The 18,228-nt window shown below is 42.0% G+C and carries 21 protein-coding genes and 1 pseudogene; 7 read left to right on the top strand and 15 right to left on the bottom strand.

The window, feature by feature from the left end:
- Window positions 1-3 precede the first annotated feature (3 nt).
- From JI667_RS13720 to JI667_RS13730, 3 genes are all read right to left on the bottom strand, one after another.
- Window positions 4-660, bottom strand: coding sequence for an ABC transporter permease (locus JI667_RS13720; protein ID WP_206855394.1), 657 nt, complete (start codon window positions 658-660; stop codon window positions 4-6).
- Complete coding sequence (locus tag JI667_RS13725) at window positions 657-1,637, bottom strand: ABC transporter ATP-binding protein (RefSeq protein WP_206855397.1); 981 nt, start codon at window positions 1,635-1,637, stop codon at window positions 657-659. Before JI667_RS13725 ends, JI667_RS13720 begins: the two co-directional genes overlap by 4 nt.
- A gap of 180 nt (window positions 1,638-1,817) precedes the next feature.
- Window positions 1,818-3,116, bottom strand: a complete 1,299-nt coding sequence (locus tag JI667_RS13730) for a purine/pyrimidine permease (protein ID WP_206855400.1) — start codon at window positions 3,114-3,116, stop codon at window positions 1,818-1,820.
- A gap of 188 nt (window positions 3,117-3,304) precedes the next feature.
- Here JI667_RS13730 and plsY point away from each other — a divergent pair, with 188 nt between their 5' ends.
- Together plsY and JI667_RS13740 are read left to right on the top strand one after the other, a co-directional pair.
- Window positions 3,305-3,889 carry a glycerol-3-phosphate 1-O-acyltransferase PlsY gene (gene plsY, locus JI667_RS13735; protein WP_206855403.1) on the top strand — a complete coding sequence of 195 codons (585 nt, stop codon included), beginning with the start codon at window positions 3,305-3,307 and terminating at the stop codon, window positions 3,887-3,889.
- 222 nt (window positions 3,890-4,111) lie between these two features.
- On the top strand, window positions 4,112-5,272 hold the full coding sequence (locus JI667_RS13740) for a CapA family protein (RefSeq protein ID WP_206855404.1): 1,161 nt from the start codon (window positions 4,112-4,114) through the stop codon (window positions 5,270-5,272).
- Between the two features lie 71 nt (window positions 5,273-5,343).
- Here JI667_RS13740 and JI667_RS13745 read toward each other — a convergent pair whose 3' ends face one another.
- The gene (locus tag JI667_RS13745; RefSeq protein WP_206855407.1) at window positions 5,344-5,604 is read right to left on the bottom strand and encodes a hypothetical protein; all 261 of its coding nucleotides are present in this window, start codon (window positions 5,602-5,604) and stop codon (window positions 5,344-5,346) included.
- A gap of 130 nt (window positions 5,605-5,734) precedes the next feature.
- Between JI667_RS13745 and JI667_RS13750 the strand changes: the two genes are divergently transcribed.
- The gene (locus JI667_RS13750; RefSeq protein WP_206855411.1) at window positions 5,735-6,025 is read left to right on the top strand and encodes a HesB/YadR/YfhF family protein; all 291 of its coding nucleotides are present in this window, start codon (window positions 5,735-5,737) and stop codon (window positions 6,023-6,025) included.
- 67 nt (window positions 6,026-6,092) lie between these two features.
- Here JI667_RS13750 and JI667_RS13755 read toward each other — a convergent pair whose 3' ends face one another.
- The 7 genes from JI667_RS13755 to acnA form a co-directional block, all read right to left on the bottom strand.
- Entirely contained in the window at window positions 6,093-6,398 is a 306-nt protein-coding gene (locus JI667_RS13755) for a hypothetical protein (RefSeq protein WP_206855414.1), read from the bottom strand.
- A 70-nt stretch (window positions 6,399-6,468) separates the two neighbouring features.
- On the bottom strand, window positions 6,469-6,885 hold the full coding sequence (locus JI667_RS13760) for an acyl-CoA thioesterase (protein ID WP_206855416.1): 417 nt from the start codon (window positions 6,883-6,885) through the stop codon (window positions 6,469-6,471).
- A gap of 186 nt (window positions 6,886-7,071) precedes the next feature.
- On the bottom strand, window positions 7,072-7,299 hold the full coding sequence (tlp, locus tag JI667_RS13765; protein WP_206855420.1) for a small acid-soluble spore protein Tlp: 228 nt from the start codon (window positions 7,297-7,299) through the stop codon (window positions 7,072-7,074).
- A 73-nt stretch (window positions 7,300-7,372) separates the two neighbouring features.
- The gene (locus JI667_RS13770; protein WP_034759295.1) at window positions 7,373-7,516 is read right to left on the bottom strand and encodes an acid-soluble spore protein N; all 144 of its coding nucleotides are present in this window, start codon (window positions 7,514-7,516) and stop codon (window positions 7,373-7,375) included.
- 102 nt (window positions 7,517-7,618) lie between these two features.
- Window positions 7,619-7,765, bottom strand: coding sequence for an FbpB family small basic protein (locus JI667_RS13775; RefSeq protein WP_098354592.1), 147 nt, complete (start codon window positions 7,763-7,765; stop codon window positions 7,619-7,621).
- A 139-nt stretch (window positions 7,766-7,904) separates the two neighbouring features.
- Complete coding sequence (locus tag JI667_RS13780; protein WP_206855422.1) at window positions 7,905-8,492, bottom strand: TlpA disulfide reductase family protein; 588 nt, start codon at window positions 8,490-8,492, stop codon at window positions 7,905-7,907.
- A 132-nt stretch (window positions 8,493-8,624) separates the two neighbouring features.
- Complete coding sequence (acnA, locus tag JI667_RS13785) at window positions 8,625-11,336, bottom strand: aconitate hydratase AcnA (RefSeq protein ID WP_206855432.1); 2,712 nt, start codon at window positions 11,334-11,336, stop codon at window positions 8,625-8,627.
- 320 nt (window positions 11,337-11,656) lie between these two features.
- On the opposite strand from acnA, the gene sspO reads away from it, so the two are divergent.
- On the top strand, window positions 11,657-11,806 hold the full coding sequence (sspO, locus tag JI667_RS13790; protein ID WP_206855435.1) for a small acid-soluble spore protein O: 150 nt from the start codon (window positions 11,657-11,659) through the stop codon (window positions 11,804-11,806).
- 127 nt (window positions 11,807-11,933) lie between these two features.
- Here sspO and JI667_RS13795 read toward each other — a convergent pair whose 3' ends face one another.
- A complete protein-coding gene (locus JI667_RS13795; RefSeq protein ID WP_206855438.1) occupies window positions 11,934-12,191 on the bottom strand; it encodes a hypothetical protein in 258 nt (85 codons plus the stop codon).
- A 116-nt stretch (window positions 12,192-12,307) separates the two neighbouring features.
- On the opposite strand from JI667_RS13795, the gene JI667_RS13800 reads away from it, so the two are divergent.
- The gene (locus JI667_RS13800) at window positions 12,308-12,445 is read left to right on the top strand and encodes a small acid-soluble spore protein P (protein ID WP_098352048.1); all 138 of its coding nucleotides are present in this window, start codon (window positions 12,308-12,310) and stop codon (window positions 12,443-12,445) included.
- A 39-nt stretch (window positions 12,446-12,484) separates the two neighbouring features.
- Here the strand turns inward: JI667_RS13800 and selA are convergent, their stop codons facing one another.
- Entirely contained in the window at window positions 12,485-13,897 is a 1,413-nt protein-coding gene (gene selA, locus JI667_RS13805) for an L-seryl-tRNA(Sec) selenium transferase (protein ID WP_206855442.1), read from the bottom strand.
- A gap of 100 nt (window positions 13,898-13,997) precedes the next feature.
- Between selA and JI667_RS13810 the strand changes: the two genes are divergently transcribed.
- A complete protein-coding gene (locus JI667_RS13810; RefSeq protein WP_206855444.1) occupies window positions 13,998-14,390 on the top strand; it encodes an Hsp20/alpha crystallin family protein in 393 nt (130 codons plus the stop codon).
- Between the two features lie 62 nt (window positions 14,391-14,452).
- Here JI667_RS13810 and JI667_RS23170 read toward each other — a convergent pair.
- A pseudogene (locus tag JI667_RS23170) lies at window positions 14,453-14,638 on the bottom strand (Rdx family protein); the annotation flags it as partial.
- Window positions 14,639-14,864: 226 nt separating this feature from the next.
- Between JI667_RS23170 and selD the strand changes: the two are divergent.
- A complete protein-coding gene (selD, locus tag JI667_RS13820; RefSeq protein WP_206855446.1) occupies window positions 14,865-15,917 on the top strand; it encodes a selenide, water dikinase SelD in 1,053 nt (350 codons plus the stop codon).
- 43 nt (window positions 15,918-15,960) lie between these two features.
- On the opposite strand, the gene JI667_RS13825 is transcribed toward selD, so the two are convergent.
- Window positions 15,961-18,186 (bottom strand): DEAD/DEAH box helicase, encoded by a 2,226-nt coding sequence (locus JI667_RS13825; protein WP_206855449.1) that lies wholly within the window; start codon window positions 18,184-18,186, stop codon window positions 15,961-15,963.
- Window positions 18,187-18,228: the final 42 nt, after the last annotated feature.

An 18,228-nucleotide genomic window follows, 5' to 3' on the forward strand; every position in this document is an offset into this window, starting at 1 on the left:
GGTCTATTTTCGTGCCTTTAACCCTTTAGGTGTGGTCAATCTTTCAAGCAGCTTCAATAAAAAGTCGAAACTTAATGCGAGTAAGGCAGCGGGAATCGCCCCTGCAAGGACAAGTGCATTATTCCAGGTAGACAGTCCCCGGTAAATGAGGTCACCAAGTCCACCAGCCCCTACAAACGTTGCAAGCGTGGCGACCCCAACGGTTAAGACAGTAGCGGTTCGTATACCCGCCATGATAAATGGAAGGGCGAGAGGAAGCTCTACTTTAAATAAAAGTTGGGAATTAGTCATTCCCATTCCTCTTCCCGCCTCTATGACTCCCTCATCGACCCCGATAATGCCTGTATATGTGTTTCTGAGAATCGGTAAAAGGGCATATACCGTAAGAGCGATAATGGCTGTTATACTTCCCGTACCTAAAAGTGGAATAAGAAAACCGAATAGAGCCAGACTGGGTATCGTCTGGAAAACGGCAGTGATTCCGATGAAAAATTCCGCCGACTGTTTTTTTCGGGATATGTATATACCCAATGGCAGAGATACGGCAATTGCTATGAAAATCGATACAAAGGATAAATATAGATGTTCCAATAATCCCGTTAAGATTTCATCAGAACGGTTTGATATGGTATGGATGAAAAGGATGGAAAATGCATTCATACTGAACCTGCCTCCTTTTTATCAGATAGGGCGACAGCTCGAAGAATGTCACTGGATGTGATAATCCCGATCGTTTTGTCGCTTCTCGTCACCATAAGATAAGGTTTTCCGGTTGCCAAGAGCATTCTTGCCGCTTCCTGAATGGTTGCATCATATGAAATCAACGAGTATTCAGACTCTTCCAACTGCATGTGCGCATCCCTATCGTCGCTCAAGATGTCCACAACCTGCTTTTGTCCTGGATGAGATTTCAGACGATCTTCACCGATGAAAGCGCGGACGAATTCATTGGCAGGTTCTGTCAGGAGCTCATCAGGCGAAGCAAACTGCTCGATCCTCCCATCCCTCATGACGGCGATTTCATCAGCGATCTTTAATGCTTCATCAATATCATGTGTAACAAAAACGATCGTTTTATGTATTGTATTTTGAATACTTTTCAATTCATCCTGGAGCTGTTCGCGACTGATGGGATCCAGGGCACTGAATGGTTCATCCATAAGAATGATCGGGGGCTCTGCAGCAAGTGCACGGATCACTCCGACACGCTGCTGCTGTCCTCCGCTCAATTCCAATGGATACCTTTTTCGATAGATGTCCGGTTCAAGGCCTACCAGATTAAGAAGTTCATCAACACGGCCTTCGTATTTTTCCTTTTTCCATCCTTTCAAACGAGGGATAAGGCTGATATTTTCTTCAATCGTCATATGGGGAAGAAGCCCGATACGCTGTATGACGTAGCCAATGTTTCGTCTGAGCTCCACTTCATCCGTTTCGGATGTATCTTTCCCGTTAATGAGGATGGTCCCGCCTGAAGGCGAGATAAGCTTATTGATCATCTTCATCGTAGTCGTTTTTCCGCACCCGCTCGGACCGATTAAGGCAACAAGCTTCCCTTTAGGGATTGTCAAGTTGATCCCCTTTATTGCTTCCGTACCATCTTCATAGATTTTTGTGACATTTTTAAATTCAATCATTATTCCACCTGCTTTATGAACTGAGAAATTTTAGTAAACATAGAAGGGATACCCTCATTATACAAAAGGTAAACATGTTGTAAAAGAAAATGGCTTCTCCCCTATAGTTTGTGATGATTAAGAGTTGTGCATACTACCTGCCTAACAAAAGAGGTTTAGGCAAACAAAAAAACCAGTAAACTACTGTTTACTGGTTTTAGAATGAGGTGATTCTTTCTTTAGTATATATTGTTCTACCATGATCGCCGTAATGGTCCCCAATATTAATCCATTATTCAATATGGAAGCAACGACTACCGGCATTTCCTTAAAGGCGCTGGATGGGACGAACATTGCCCCTACTCCTACAATAAGGGAGATTCCTGACACAAAATGAATTCTCTCCACGGCTTCTTCTTTTCGATATTCACCAAGGGCAAGCCCTACCATTTTAATGAAAATGACCGTTGTAACCGCATATCCAACCGGCGCTGGGAGACTTGCAAATAGATTCATGATTTTTGGAATCAGGCTGATGATCATAATGATCCCGCTACCAAGAATGAAGGGCAGAATGGAATACATCCCCGTTGCAGCTACAAACCCTGCAGATCCGGATATGGGTACAGATCCGATGGCTGAGAATATTCCACCGAATAGCTGATTAAGGCCGGACGCGAAGCCACTCCTGGAATATCGTTCATATGTTGGTCGTCCTTGGGCTCTCATCACCTCTTCCATCACCCTGATGGAAGCGATCATGTTGGTCGTTAACAGGAATGTAATAAAGATAGACGTAACAATGACCCCTGCATCAAACACGGGTGCTCCAAACACAAACACCTCAGGAAATGAAAACCAACTGTCTGAAACGGTGGTGGTTTCCCCCAGTCCCATCAGTATAAAAATGATCCATCCTGCTGCCAATGCAAGGATGATGGAATATTGCTGTATCCACTTTCGCCTGTGGCTGGAGAAGTATAATGCCACAAGAATGGTCAGAAAACTCCCCAACAGGACCAACGGCTCCATGGATTGACCTTCATGCTGAATTCCAAACATCCCTTTAATAAAGGATCCGCTTAATTGCAATATCAGCAGCATCAAATAAATAAACGTGATGGTTGGTGTGAACAGCGACGATAACTTCTTAAGCAGTCCAGTGGCAGATAGAATAAAGAAAATGACTCCACTGACAATCATTCCTCCCTGTAAAACCGTCAGGACTTCTTCGTGACTACTATATAATGTCCCGGCAAAACCTGCATAAATGGCAAAAACACCCCACCATAATCCTGCAGGTCCTTCGTTGATGGGAAGTTTATGACCCACCAATGCCTGGATGAGGCTGGCTGCCCCCAATACGAAGATTGTTCTTTGGATGAATCCGGCTGTATCTGCAGGAGACAATTGAAATAAGTCTGCAATCGCAATCGGTGCGGCGATCGATCCAGCCACCATAAACGCCACCCATTGAAGCGCGGATAAAAGTATTTGCATGTGTATACACCTTCATTTCCACTATGTAAAGTGTGTCTATTTTAACATACTTCGTTGGGAAGGACGGCGGGTAATATAAATATTAGCTACTTTTATGAACAGGTACTAATTTTTTCGTTTATTTTCTCCCCATTCTTTGGAAAACATGTTAAAATAAGAACGGATTAGTTATTTTTAAAGGAGCAGTGATGATGATTTTTGCCCTTATACTTGTACTGTCATATTTATTAGGATCGATTCCTTCTGGATTGCTGATTGGTAAGACGTTTTATGGAAAGGACATTCGTGAACATGGAAGCGGAAATCTCGGTGGGACGAACACATTCAGAACCCTTGGTGTGAAAGCCGGGATGATCGTGACCATCATGGATATCTTAAAAGGAACGGTCGCCACTCTATTACCGCTGGTGTTGGCAAGTGATGTTCATATGTTGCTCGCAGGGGTATTTGCCGTAATCGGACATATGTATCCCATTTTCGCAAACTTCAGGGGAGGAAAAGCTGTAGCAACCTCTGCTGGTGTCCTCCTTGGCTATAATTACATTTTATTCTTAATCCTGCTAGCGGTCTTTTTTGTTTGCTTATACGTAACGAAGTATGTATCCCTCTCTTCTATGATTGCAGCGGTGCTCGCCTTTACGTATTCCATCTTCACTGGAGATCTTCCTCTCATCATTGTAGTTGGCATCCTCACCATTTTTGTCATTTACAGACATCGGGCAAATATAACACGGATTAGAAATAAAACCGAACCAAAAATCAAATGGCTTTAGAATGTAAGCGACCGAATCCCCAAGAAACCTTTTTTAATAGGGTCCTTGGGGATTCAGTCGCTTTTTTATTTAACGGCTCAAACAAAGAAAGTATATCTCATGCTTTCTTTGAGAAAGATGATGGTAATATGAGAATATTCTTCAAATTTTCTTAAATATACCCCCATCTTATCTGTTTTTTTTTGTAAAATGGAGGTAGTGTATAAATAAAGGATGATGAATATGAATAAAAAGCGTGTAATAGTTGGAGTGTTCCTTTGTATTTCATTCCTCTTCACTATTGGATTGCTTATAGATAAACAATTAACAGATTGGTCCAGCTCTGTGAAAGGTGAAAAAAAGATCACTTCACTGCTCCATTCAACGAGAGAAGTACAAGCATCGGGGAAATCTATGACATCGAGTGCGTCCCTGGCAGCAATTGGAGACATTCTCCTGCATGACACAGTTTACAATGATGCAAAAAATGACAACGGATATAATTTCACCCCTATGTTCTCTCCTATAAAGGATATGTTGGAAACTCCTGATTTCCTGATCGCAAATCAGGAATCCACCCCGGGTGGTGTGGAACTTGGCGTCTCAAGTTATCCGCTATTTAACAGTCCGAAAGATATTGTTAAATCCTTACAGGAGGTTGGAGTCGATGCTGTCACGAATGCAAACAACCACTCGTTGGATCAGGGAGAAAAAGGACTTTTAAGTGCAATTGAATACTATGAAAAAATATCCATGCCGTATGTAGGGGCGTTTAAGAGCCGGGAAGACCAAGAACGGATTCGTACCTTTAATGTGAATGGAATAAAGTTTGCTCTTCTTTCCTTTACATACGGAACAAATGGGATCCCTGTTCCAGAAGGGAAAGAGTATTTAGTCAATTTAATTGATGAACATAAGATGATACAGGAAATCACAAAAGCCAAAAGCCTTAACGTGGATCTGGTCGTCATGTCCTTGCATTGGGGAAATGAATATCAACGCTTCCCTACTGAAGAACAGGAAAGATTGGCAAAGGTGTTGACGGATCATGGAGTGGATATCATTTTCGGGCATCACCCCCATGTTCTCCAGCCCCTACAAACATATAAAACCAGTGATGGTCGGGAAGCCGTCGTGGTTTATTCATTAGGGAATTTCCTATCTGGACAGAAGGACGATTTTAAAGACATCGGTGGCATGGTTACAGTCCAAGTAGAAAAAATGATGAATCCTGCGGGTTCTAAAATCACTTATCCCTCCATTCAATTCCAGCCTACCTTTGTGTCTGAGAACCACTATCATAATTACAGAATCTATCCTCTTGATTTTGCCAGGAAAAATGGAATGATTGCATATACCGAAGAAGAAATGGTTTCACATATGGTAGACGGACTAGCGCAATGATTAGAATACCACTGCCGTGAAATGAATGCACAACAATAAACGGGCTTCCCCTTAAAGGAAAGCCCGTTTTTTTAATGACTTCCAAATAGTAAAGAATTGAAGAATATACCACAGAGGGCCAAAATAGCCAAACATGCATTGGCCAATATAAATGTCTTCCGGCGGCCCTTAAAGAATAAAGTGACCATGCCGTAATAAATTAGCGCAGCCATGATTATGAACCCACCAGCTTCAATCTGATACTTGGCCACGTGCAATTGCAAGAAAGTTAATACACTTAGTCCCGCAAATATAAAAGCTCCTATGTAATATAATAATGCTTGTGTCTTCATCTATCTCATCCTTTATGCGTTTTAGTAGATGTTCTGACTTCACTATGTATATAATATGGAATGAAACTTTCTTTGTCCAGAATTCGGGGAGCCACTCTGGAAAATACCTGTAGAGAAAGGAGTCTCATCAATGAACATACATATTTCAAAAGAAGCTCTAACGTGGTTTAAAGACGAAATGCTTGTTGAGGAAGGTGAACAGGTTCGTTTTTATGTGCGATATGGAGGTTCCAGTCCTCTGCACGATGGTTTTTCATTAGGAGTGAACAAAGACGAGCCGGTGATTGTTGGTGAACGAGTCGAAATTGAAAACCGGGAATTTTTTATTGAAGAAAGAGATTTATGGTTTTTTGATGGTCATGATCTATATGTCGAGTTTGATGAAGAACTTCAAGAACCTTTATACGATTACAGAAAATAATTTGTTGAAAGGCTGGCATATGCCAGCCTTTTACTATGTGATTCCTTACCTTCAACGAATTAACTGTTTACTTGTTAAGAAAACGATTAATGTGCTCATGAAGGCCTTCTTTATGAAGAACCTCATATTGAATATCACCTAAAAGGTCGAAATGGGGAAAACCATCTTTCCTATGATGGATCCATTCTTTCTTCAATCCATACATCTCTCCCCATTTGGATAGGGCTTCGATGTTACAGCAACCCACTTTGGTTACAGAATGAGTACCAGGAAATCGGTCATCCAGCCAGTAATGGGTCAGAAATGCAATCTCTCCATTCTTCACACGTTGCTTCCAACCTTTAAGCTCCTTCTTGGTTAGTCCGAATGCCATGAATTTCTTCCTTTCCAACATGCTCTTGTGGAGTCCCCCGTCATGTTTCGATTACCTCATTATGTAGGTCCTATTTTTTTGCTTTTTCGTAAGCATCATGCCACTGCGGGAACATTTTTCGGATGGATACCGGACGAAAGTTCTCCTGCTTTACACACACATGTTTCGATTGTCCGGTGATGGCAAGTTGATTTTGTCCATTATAGATCTCATAAGCATATGTAATGCGAAGCCCATCATACTCTTCCACCCATGTTTTGATCAACGCTTTTTCACCGTAGCGGACCGGTGACTTATAGCTTACATTCAGATCAATGACAGGGGATAAGATCCCTTCTTTTTCAATATCGATGTATTTGAAGCCAAGGTCTTCTATCAGTTGTGTACGACCAAGTTCCATCCAAACGAGATAATTGGCATGGTACACAACCCCCATTTGATCTGTTTCCGCGTATCGTACTTCAATGGTTTTTTCAGAAATTTGCATTCTTTCCACCTTCTTTATCTAATCATTTCATCCTTCATTTTATCATAGTTATAATTGGCATAGAATTAATTGGCCTTAAGTGTCGTATCTTCCATCCCCTCTACCCAAAAATGGAGAGGAATAATAACCCGGACAAATAGAGGATTGAATCTCTTCTGTCCGGGTTAATGGAAATTTATTTATTTGTTATTGAGGAGTTTGATTCGCTTCGTCTTTTATCTCGTTGCGAAAGGCCTGTAGGCTCTCTCGACGACGTTCATTCTTTGCCTGTATGGACTGAAGCTGCTCTTCACTGTCCGTGCAAGCCATCGATTCCTCAGCCCGATCGATATTTTCAATCGTATGCTGTACCATGCCCTGAAGCTTCTCTACGTTATCACTGCGATCATCCGGATTCGGTTTATCCCATGCCATCTCATATTCCTCCTAAAACATTCTGTGAGAGGGACGGACCTTCAAGACCCAGTCCCTAAGGGTAATATAATGGTCATTCACCCTTGGTTTGGATGACCTGTGCATGTTTCCCTGATTTATCCTGCATTTGTTTCCCTTTGTTGCCGCCAGCGGACCTTGACTGTGTTCCGATGTGGTTTGGTGCAAAGTGGTTCGGACTTCCCTTTGAGTTACTCATGAACTTCCCCCCTTACTAGTATGATTACCAAAAAGAGCAGGAAGAAAAGGCGTAATTATTGGCAGAAAGATTTATAAGCAAAAAAAAAAGCCTTGTAATTCCTTACTCGGCTTTGCCTATAGGGCGTTTTATTTCAAGTCTTGCATCAATCCGTTCTTCAATGGCATCAATGGCATCCTGGTCGAGCAGGAGCTGCTGCTTATTTTCTTTTACCAGGTCTGCAAACGATTTTTTCCTTGGTCTGCGCATATCATTCCCTCCCTTTCTATTGTGTTTGTTTGTATAAGTAGTATATCCAAATGTCAGATATTTTAAACAAAGGTCACAATAGAAGCTGGAATAGGTAGGGATGGGGGACGCAACTGTTCGCATATGAAAGGTCCGTCCCTTACTTAATCATGGATGTAAGGGAGTCAATACTGGTGATGGCACCGATTTGTTTGTGGGTAATGATGCCTTTTTCGTTGATGATGAAGGTGGTCGGTACAGTCAGGATTTCATAGGCAGTATTAATTTTGTCATCAGTGTCCATAAGGATGGGGAAGGTCAGTCCCATTGCTTTTTGGTATTCTTTCACGTTGTATTGAGGGTCTATGTTGATGGCCAGGATCTCTACATTTTTTCCATGTTTGCGATAAAATTCCTGTAAGACAGGCATTTCTTCTTTGCAAGGTGGACACCAGGTAGCCCAAAAGTTTATAATCACTTTCTTTCCTTTCAATTCAGATAATGTCTTGGATCCTCCATTCAGTGTATCCAGCTTAAAATCAACAGCCTTATCTCCGACATTGGGACCGGGATAGTTCTCTAAGGGAGTGGTTTCAGCAGCCTCTCCTTCTTCTATATCGATTAACTGGTCATATCCATCGGCTTGTTGAAATGTGTCTTTGGAAAATAAGCTAGGGTCTGATTTGTTGTCAATATAGAAAGAGAAGACTAGTAAAGAGACAAGCAAAATGCCGAATATGGCCTTCAAAGGAGTCTCTCCTTTCATGGAAATGATTTTATTATCATCTTATGTAGGCTTGTCTTCCTTTAGTCGTGTATTTTTTTGAGGGTCTTAGGGGATATAAAAAAAGCCCCGGGAACCCGGGGCTCAGAAGCATCATTATGACTGTAATTTGTTACGCAGCACCATTTGCAGAATTCCACCATGACGGTAGTAGTCTACTTCTACGTCAGAATCAAAACGAGCCAGTACGTCGAATTCTGTTTTCGTTCCATCCTCAGCTACAGCTGTAACCGTTAAAATATCACGAGGTTTTACATCGTTCGTCACATTGACAGAAATTGTTTCTCTACCTGTCAACCCTAATGATTCAGCGCTGTCCCCCTTCTTGAATTGAAGAGGGAGAACACCCATCATCACAAGGTTTGAACGGTGAATACGCTCATAGCTTTCAGCAATGACCATCTTGATACCAAGAAGGTTCGTACCTTTCGCTGCCCAGTCACGAGAAGATCCCATACCGTAGTCTTTTCCGGCAAGAACAACTAGTCCCGTACCATCTTGTTGATACTTCATGCACGCATCATACATTGGCATTACTTCGTCTTCAGGCCAGTAAGTAGTGAATCCACCTTCAGTACCAGGAGCAATTTGGTTACGGATACGGATATTTGCAAACGTACCACGCATCATTACTTCATGGTTACCACGACGAGAACCGTAAGAGTTAAAGTCACGAGGCTCTACATTATTCGCACGTAAATATTTACCTGCTGGTGTATCCTTTCCGATAGCACCTGCTGGTGAAATGTGGTCAGTTGTAACTGAATCCCCAAATTTGCCAACAACTCGAAGTCCGTTTAAGCCCTGGATGTCTTCAGGTGTTGTCGCAAGTCCTGTGAAGAAAGTTGGGTTTTGAATGTATGTCGATTTGTCATCAAAGCTGTAAAGTGGTTCGTTACTTGTTTTAATCTCATTCCAACGCTCGTTTTCAGAGAAAACATGCTCATATTCTCTACGGAATAATTCTGGAGTGACAGTTGATTTGACAGCATCCTTCACTTCTTCCTGTGACGGCCAGATATCTTTGAAGAATACGTCATTACCATCTTTATCTTTACCTAAAGAATCTGTTTGAAGATCGATGTCCACAGTACCTGCTAATGCATATGCAACAACGAGTGGTGGTGAAGCAAGGTAATTTGCTTTCACTAATGGATGAATACGGCCTTCAAAGTTACGGTTACCTGAAAGGACAGATGTTAATAATAAATCTGCATCTGATACAGCTTTCTCAATCTCAGGACGAAGTGGACCGGAGTTACCGATACAAGTTGTACAACCGTATCCTACAAGGTTAAAACCGATATCTTCCAGATAAGATAATAGACCTGAATCTCTCAGGTAACCAGTTACTACTTTAGAACCTGGTGCAAGGGAAGTCTTAACGTAATCAGGGACATTCATTCCAAGTTCCACTGCTTTTTTCGCAACTAAGCCCGCACCTAACATAACATATGGATTCGATGTATTTGTACATGACGTAATGGCAGCAATACCGATCGCACCAGTTGGCATCACAACATCTTTACCATCTTCAGTTGTGTACTTGGCTGTTTTGTTAATTTCAGACGCATCCAAGCCAAAACCTTGTACGCCTTCTTTGGCCGTAATGGATTTATGGAAAGACTCCTTCATATCAGAAAGAGGAATTAAATCCTGTGGACGTTTTGGACCAGAAAGGTTTGGTTCCACTACTGAAAGATCAATTTCCACTATATCTGTGTAAGTTGGCTCTTCTTTTTCCGGAGTGAAGAACATGTCATTTTTCTTTAAGTATTCTTCAACCATTTTGATATGTGTTTCGTCACGGCCAGTCAGACGAAGATAATCCAGTGACTCTGAATCAACCGGGAAGAATCCACAAGTTGCACCGTATTCCGGAGCCATGTTGGCGATTGTTGCACGGTCAGCAAGTGGTAATGTTGCGACACCTGTACCGAAGTACTCAACGAATTTCCCTACAACACCTTTTTGACGCAATACCTGGGTTACTTTAAGGGCTAAGTCAGTCGCGGTCGCTCCATTAGGAAGTTCACCGGTCATTTTAACTCCGATGACTTCAGGAATCGGGAAGTATGAAGGTTGACCAAGCATTCCCGCTTCCGCTTCAATACCACCTACGCCCCAACCAAGTACACCGATACCGTTGATCATAGTAGTATGAGAATCAGTACCAACCAAAGTATCAGGATAGGCTTCGAAGTCACCTTCCGTTGTTTCAACAGCGTGAACGACATTTGCTAAGTATTCTAAGTTTACTTGGTGAACGATCCCTGTTGCCGGTGGAACAGCACGATAATTTTCAAATGCTTTTTGTGCCCAGCTAAGGAACTGATAACGCTCAGCGTTTCGTTCAAACTCAAGGTCCATATTGGCTTGCAATGCATTCGCTGTACCGTATTTATCTACCTGTACAGAGTGGTCAATGACAAGGTCAACCGGGATTTCAGGGTTGATCTTTTGAGGATCTCCGCCGATATCAGCCATAGCTTTACGTAGAGATGCTAAATCAACTACTGCCGGCACACCGGTGAAATCCTGGAGGATAACACGTGAAGGTTTGAAAGGAACTTCTGCATCCTTCACTTCCGTCGATCCCCAGTTTGCTAAGTTTTCTACATGGTCTTTGTTAATGACACGTCCGTCAAATTGACGAAGTACAGACTCCAAGAGTACCTTTACACTGTAAGGTAAACGGTTAATTTTTGTTACTCCTGCTTCTTCAAGCGCTTTTAAACGATAGTAATGATAACGTTTTCCTTCTAGTTCGAAAGAAGATCGTGCATTAAATACATCGTTCTTTGCCATTTCGATTCCCCCTCTAAACTACATCACACAATAAGTCGAAAAGTTTTCGTTCTAAACGAACTTTTCTCACATTTACATCTTAATACAAGCGATTACATAAGTAAATAACAATAAAGTTATTGTTTTTGATAAGTTTTACTTATCTAAATGGTTAAACTCCTTTTTGTTTCAGAAGAAATATTGATATAACAACATTTCTCTCCATGTCAAATCGTGTCAGATCACAAAAAACATTATTCCGAAAAAATAAATCTGTTAGCCTTTTCCTTTCATAGGAAGTGACTGAAGGTGGCATTCTACCATTATGGAGGTGTTCTACATTGGCTAAACGAAGAGCAAACCATGTTATAAGTGGTATGAATGCAACTAAAGCACAGGGGCAGGGTGTCGGATATAATGAAGAGATTTCAAATGAACCGTTGACGGCAGAACAACGACAGTTTAATAAAAAGCGTAAAACCAATCAATAACAATAAGAATAGGGAAAGATGTTTGCAGCATCTATTTTCCCCTACCCTGTTTATAGACAAATAAAACCCGCTCTGGTGATTGAATCACCAGAGCGGGTTTTATTTCATTTAAGGCAGAGTCGTGCACCTATTGTTCGTTCACTTCATTGACGATAGAAGAAAGATCGGACTTGAATTGTTGCAGCTGTGCCCTTTGTGTATCCGATGCGACTTCAAGTGCATTTTCAATTTGTTGGTATGCCTCATTGACCTCATTTTTCAAATGAGCCAGTTGAGAAGCATAACTAGCTCCATCCAATACAAGTTCATTGATGGTATGTTGTACTTCTGTCACACCTTGATCAGCAGCTTGAAACGCCTGTTGTTTATTTTTATGGTAAGGCATTGATCATCTCTCCTTAAACAGAAATTGGCCTTTATAGTATAGCCAATAATGACAGGGGCCATACGTGAATAATCTGTTCATCAACTTAGCATCCTAATGGGTAGGAGGGATGGAATATGAACAAAAATGATGGTAAGGATATGCGCAAAAATGCTCCTAAACAATCAGGCCAGCCGGAGCCTTTGAGTGGGTCACATAAAGTGAAGAATCGAAATCATACGAGGCAAAAAAACAACAGTCACCATGATATGTAATCAAAAAACGAGGGAGTGCGGGGTGTCTGCACTCCCTTTTCAGTTTGTTTCGTAAATGAATTTAAGAGCTTGGATGATCTCCATTTGTTCTTGCCCAGAAACGGTTCGTAAATCAAAAAGGATTGAACCGTCCTGAATTCTCGTGAGGATGGAAGGATTACCTGTTCGTAATTTTTCATAAATCACCTGTGATGATAGAACAGGATGTCTTAAGAACACAAAGTACGTGTCTAATCCAACCTCTGGCATAGTACCTCCTCCAATCTGACTCTGGCCTTCAAGAATGTCTGATGTGAAACCGAAATCGAGTGATGTGACATCATCTGCGAATTGTCTTGATTGGTTCAGGATGTCCTCTTTAGTATGGGTAATGGTTTCAATGGTTGGGATTTTTTCTCTTTCCTCTCCCCTGATATAGTGTAGAAGCGTCATTTCTAATGCTGCAAGTGTCATTTTGTCAACCCGGAGTACGCGGGCAAGCTGATGTTTCTTTAGCTGGTCGATCCACTGCTTTTTCCCTGCGATGATTCCTGCTTGCGGCCCCCCTAATAATTTGTCCCCGCTGAATGATACGATGTCCACCCCTTTATCCAGGACGTTCTTCACAAGGGGCTCATTTCCGATCCCCATACGGGTGAAGTCGTAAAGTGCACCGCTCCCTAAGTCTTCGTAATAAATAACGTGGGGATGCTTCTTGGTTACGGCAACCAGTTCATCTGAGGCTACGGAAGAAGTGAATCCTTTTATGATAAAATTACTTTGATGCACTTTCATGATCATTCTTGTCTCTTCATTCACTGCATCTTTATAATCCACTAAGTGGGTTTTGTTCGTAGTTCCAATCTCATGAAGGCAGGCACCGCTTTCCTTCATGATGGATGAAATTCGGAATGATCCGCCGATTTCAACCAGCTCTCCCCGTGAAACGATGACTTCTTTTTGTTTGGCAAGGGCTGAGAGTATAAGAAAAACAGCTGCGGCATTATTATTTACAACCATGGCCGCTTCTGCACCCGTCAACTCACAGATGAACTTCTCCGCATGGGTATGACGTGATCCTCTCTTCCCTTCGTCAATGTTAAACTCCAGATTGCTGTAATGGTGACCGGTGGCCAGAACATGATTCATTGTCTCGCGGCCTAACCGCCCTCGTCCTAAGTTTGTATGTAGAATAGTTCCGGTAGCATTAATGATCCTTTTAAGGGATAGGGAATAAGAAGTGTGTATCAATGTTTCTAATCGGTCGAAGACCTCGCCAATAAATTGTTCTGAAGAAGGATGGGGTCCTTTCCACTCGTCGTTCAATATGGAAGTCCTGCAGGAAGCAATCACCTTTCTCAGGAGGTCCGTCCCTCTTTCTCTCGATAGATTATGATCATGAAGAAATGTATGGAAGAGTATGGTTTTCTGTAATTCGTTTATGGCTGGTATGTTTCTGACAAGTTGATTCATGGATGTTCCCCTTTCACTCTTTGCCTCCATTATAACACCCTCACCATTTAAATTAGAACGAATACAATATGTAAAAGATGTAGTTGGGGGTCAGGTGTAAATGAGTAAGGATAAGGAGGATTTCTATTTAGAGAACTGGGAGGAGAGTATGAAGGATTGGTTGTTGGATCCTGCTACAGTTCAATTGGATGAACAGGAATTTCGTGTAGACTTCCTTGACACGACAGAGTCGTTCATATTAGAAATCGAAACAGCAAATATATGTCCAGAGGAAATGATTATTAAGAAAAAGGATACTCAATTGTTGGTATCGATCATGCTGAAGGACGAATGTAAGATCAGGAAACGCACTATACGTTTCCCTTTTTGTTTAAAGCAAAGGGCGATCACTTATTCCATTGAGCATCATACGATCGAGATCAATGTTCCCAAAAAGGAGTGTTCGAACCCCTCATCTTACGTCATCCGGGTTCAAGGATTGTCGAATGAATAACCAATATTCATTATTACAGAATAGAAGAAAAAGGCCTTAGCGGAAGCTAAGACCTTTTTTCGTCATAAAGCTTCTATGGTCGAAATAATTCGATCGACTTCGGGGAAAACACCGGTATCGAGCTTTGAATAGATCTTTTCTTCCCCTATAGTAACTTCAAAGGCGCCCCCGGAGGAAGGCACTAACCTTAATTCTTCAATATCGGATCTAAAATGATTGAATAATTGTTCCGCGAAACTCGCGGCTTTAGGTGCATAGTTTCACATCATGCAAAATTCTATCGTCATTTTTACTTTGTCCATACATATCCTCCTCCTTCAAGTTGAGATAGTTTTGTTTATGTCTTTTCATTTTATAATAGAGAAATTGGTTGTGCAAATGGAGGAATTCTTCTTCAGAACTAGCTTCTGCTTTGCTCTATCGTATTTTTATCCTGTACAATGGGTTTAATTCATACATAAAGAGGTGAAGTATATGAGCAAGGAAGAGATCATCCGTTTAACAGAACTTTCTTCAAAGGCTGGCTGAGGCTGTAAACTTAGTCCCAGTGACTTGACGCAAGTTTTGCGTCAGCTGCCTCCTCAACCATTTAAGGAAGAATTACTAGTAGGGAATGAATCATCGGATGATGGCGGGATCTTTCAGCTTACCGATGATCTCGCCATGGTACAAACGGTTGATTATTTCACCCCGATTGTAGATGACCCTTATCAATTCGGTGAAATTGCTGCCGCAAATGCTCTGAGTGATGTTTATGCCATGGGCGGTACGCCGAAAACCGTCTTGAATATCGTAGGATTCCCTATCAAAAAGCTGGGAAGCGATATGCTTGCCGCCATTCTGAAAGGCGCTCAAAGCAAAGTGATAGAAGCAGGTGCCGTGACAGTGGGTGGTCATTCCATCGACGATCAAGAGCCTAAATTCGGTCTAAGTGTCACCGGAATCGTTCATCCTAATAAATATTGGACGAATACGGGTGCTCAAGAAGGAGACGTCATCGTCCTGACAAAACCATTGGGTGTAGGAATCTTGACAACAGGGATCAAGCGTAAAGCTGTGACTCCCACTCAGGAGACTGCGGTCATCAATGTAATGAGCATGTTGAACAAAACAGCTGCAGAGGTACTGCAAAGGTTCAGTCCGAATGCCGTGACCGATGTGACCGGGTTTGGCTTGATGGGTCACGCGTATGAAATGGCTAAAGGAAGTTCAGTATCCATTGAATTTACCTATTCCTCCATTCCTATGTTAGAAGGTACTAAACGGTTAGCGGAAAAGGGAATCATACCAGGCGGATCGAAAGCGAACCACTCATGGCTACAGGAAAATGTACATTACCATGAGAGTCTTTCACTGCAAGATCAATGGATTCTTTGCGATGCGATCACTTCAGGTGGTCTACTCATAAGTTTACCAAGTTATCAGGGTGAGCAATATATAGAAGAACTTCACAAGCTTTCCCTTCCTGCAACAATCATAGGAGAAGTTCGATCAAAACAAACATGGAGTATATTCGTAAACCGATAGTCGGTGATCCCCCCTGCTCGTTTCTCACAGGGGGGATCATCTTTTATTTTTCTTCCATCATCTTAAAGAATCGGTCGGTTATTTTCCTGGATAAAATTCTTATGTGGAAGGGAAATGCCTTACCCTTCTTTGAGAAAGCATGGAACCAGATCACTTTTTCATCTATGGCAATGAAAGGGATAGAAGTAGTCGACTGTTTTACTACAATCCTTGAAGCTGAAGGTAAATTGGGGCCAAATTCGGATTGAATGGTGACATCTTTATCCTCAGAAGCTGCTATCAATGTATCCATCATCTGTTTAGGGATATCATGTGGATCAGTCACATTCACAATGATTTGATTCACAGCCGCATTAAAATCATTTTCCATCTTCTTATATTCATTTGATGGGAACCACTTCATCTTCTTTGTAGAAGTCGGAAACAGTGACGAACTGGTTTCAGTTCGTCCCTCCTGCCGAAGGTGAGTAATAAGTTGATGGACAGGTTTGGAGGCATTGGTCTTCTCCTGTATGAAACGGTCATTTCCCACCAGAATAAACTTTCCTCTGGCACGGGTTACCGCTACATTGATCAGCCTTTCACTTCCTTTTCTGGTTATCAAAGTACCGGGCTTACCGTGAGAAACCCCATCCACTAAATCAAATAAGATCATATCATTTTCAGACCCTTGAAAGCCATGAACGGTGGCGGCATATACATCAACAGAAGGAAATTCTTTCTTAACCACCTCATCAAGCAAAAGATTATACCACTTCGCCTGAACCCTGTATGGAGTGACAATTCCTATCGAGTATAAACCATCATTCAATGCTTGAAGGATCAGCTGAATGGTGACTAAGCTGGATAATGCATTCCATCTTGAGCCTTTATGCATTTCTGCCCACTCCGTCCCTTCAATGAGTGAGAACAGTACCGCTCCATGGAAGGGAAATGGCTTTTTATTCGTGATGTCTTCCCGAACCGTTTTGACGGAAGGATGGTCACCCACCCTTGAATGATAAATATATTGATTGGTGAATGCTGAAATACTGGGGTGCATTCGTCTCTGTTCCGGAAGTAATAAGAGATGTGGGTGATTTTGCCCTTTCTCGACAGCACCTGCCACGCCTGCTGAATGAAAGATGTCTTCTTTTAACCATTTGGTTACCATGGGATGAAAGGAAGTCGAGATCGGTGGAAGCTGTTTGAAATCCCCACAAATGATGATTTTTTCACTAAGGGTAGCAGCGAAGGCGACTTGAGGGACATATGCCATGCTTGCCTCATCCACAACTACCAGGTCGAACTCATCTTCATAAAGAATACGATCAATGGCAGCTTTAGATAGTGTCGTGCCAATCACTTTGGCGTCAGACACCAATTCTCCTTCCCTCCTCTTAAATGTTTCTTTGATTTTTTGATAATGAACTTCAAGATGTGACAATCGTTCAGAGTCATAGGATGAATAGGATTTGGACAATTTATTTTTCAATCTTCTTCTATACATTTCGACTCTGCCTTTTTCTTCTGAAAGAGATGGATCCTGTTGTTCCAGTAATTGAAGGACACTTAAATCCGTCACATCACTGCTGTAGCTTTTACGATTTGTTCCATATCGGATGATATCCCCAGGTTTCCAGCGGTTATGGTTGTTTAGGAAATGGTGCATTTCTTCTATTAATACATCCACTGCCGCATTGCTGTGAGAGAGAATCAGTACCTTTTTCCCTTCTGAATAATGATAAGCCGCCACTCTGGCAAGTGTATAGGTCTTTCCGGTTCCAGGTGGTCCCCACAGGTAGGTAACAGGATTGTATTTGCTCCTGACATACGCTTCATGCAGTGGGGTCTTGTATGAATCGGATGGGTGTCTGGTGCTTTTGCCATGATGTAAGACATTCTCGATCCGCCGGGTTTTTCCATGACGTTCTTTTGCTTCATTCAATCGCTCCATGAGTTTTAAAAGGATGTCCCAGGGCGCATGGAGGATATGACCATAGGGCAAAACATCTCCCAGGAATTGATCAAACTCAATGATGCACTCCCGGTCCTCTGAGCTAATCACTATACCCTGATAAGAGGAGTTCTTCCCCTTATAAACGACACTGCCTCCCTCAGGCAGGGATGAGGGAAAGTGGAGGGTGAACCAATAAATATACGCGCCTTCCTCTTTTCGTATACATCGGCCTTCTTCTATTGGCATTCCGATATTTTCACTTTTTTTCAGTTGGAGGATTTCCATATCAAGGGCGGTTTGCCACTCTTCAATCATGTTTGTCGTTTTCATAAATATCACCTTCGTCAATCTATCGTTAAAAAACCAAGAACT

It is taken from the genome of Bacillus sp. NTK074B, from assembly GCF_017303375.1.
GTDB lineage: Bacteria > Bacillota > Bacilli > Bacillales > Bacillaceae_B > Rossellomorea.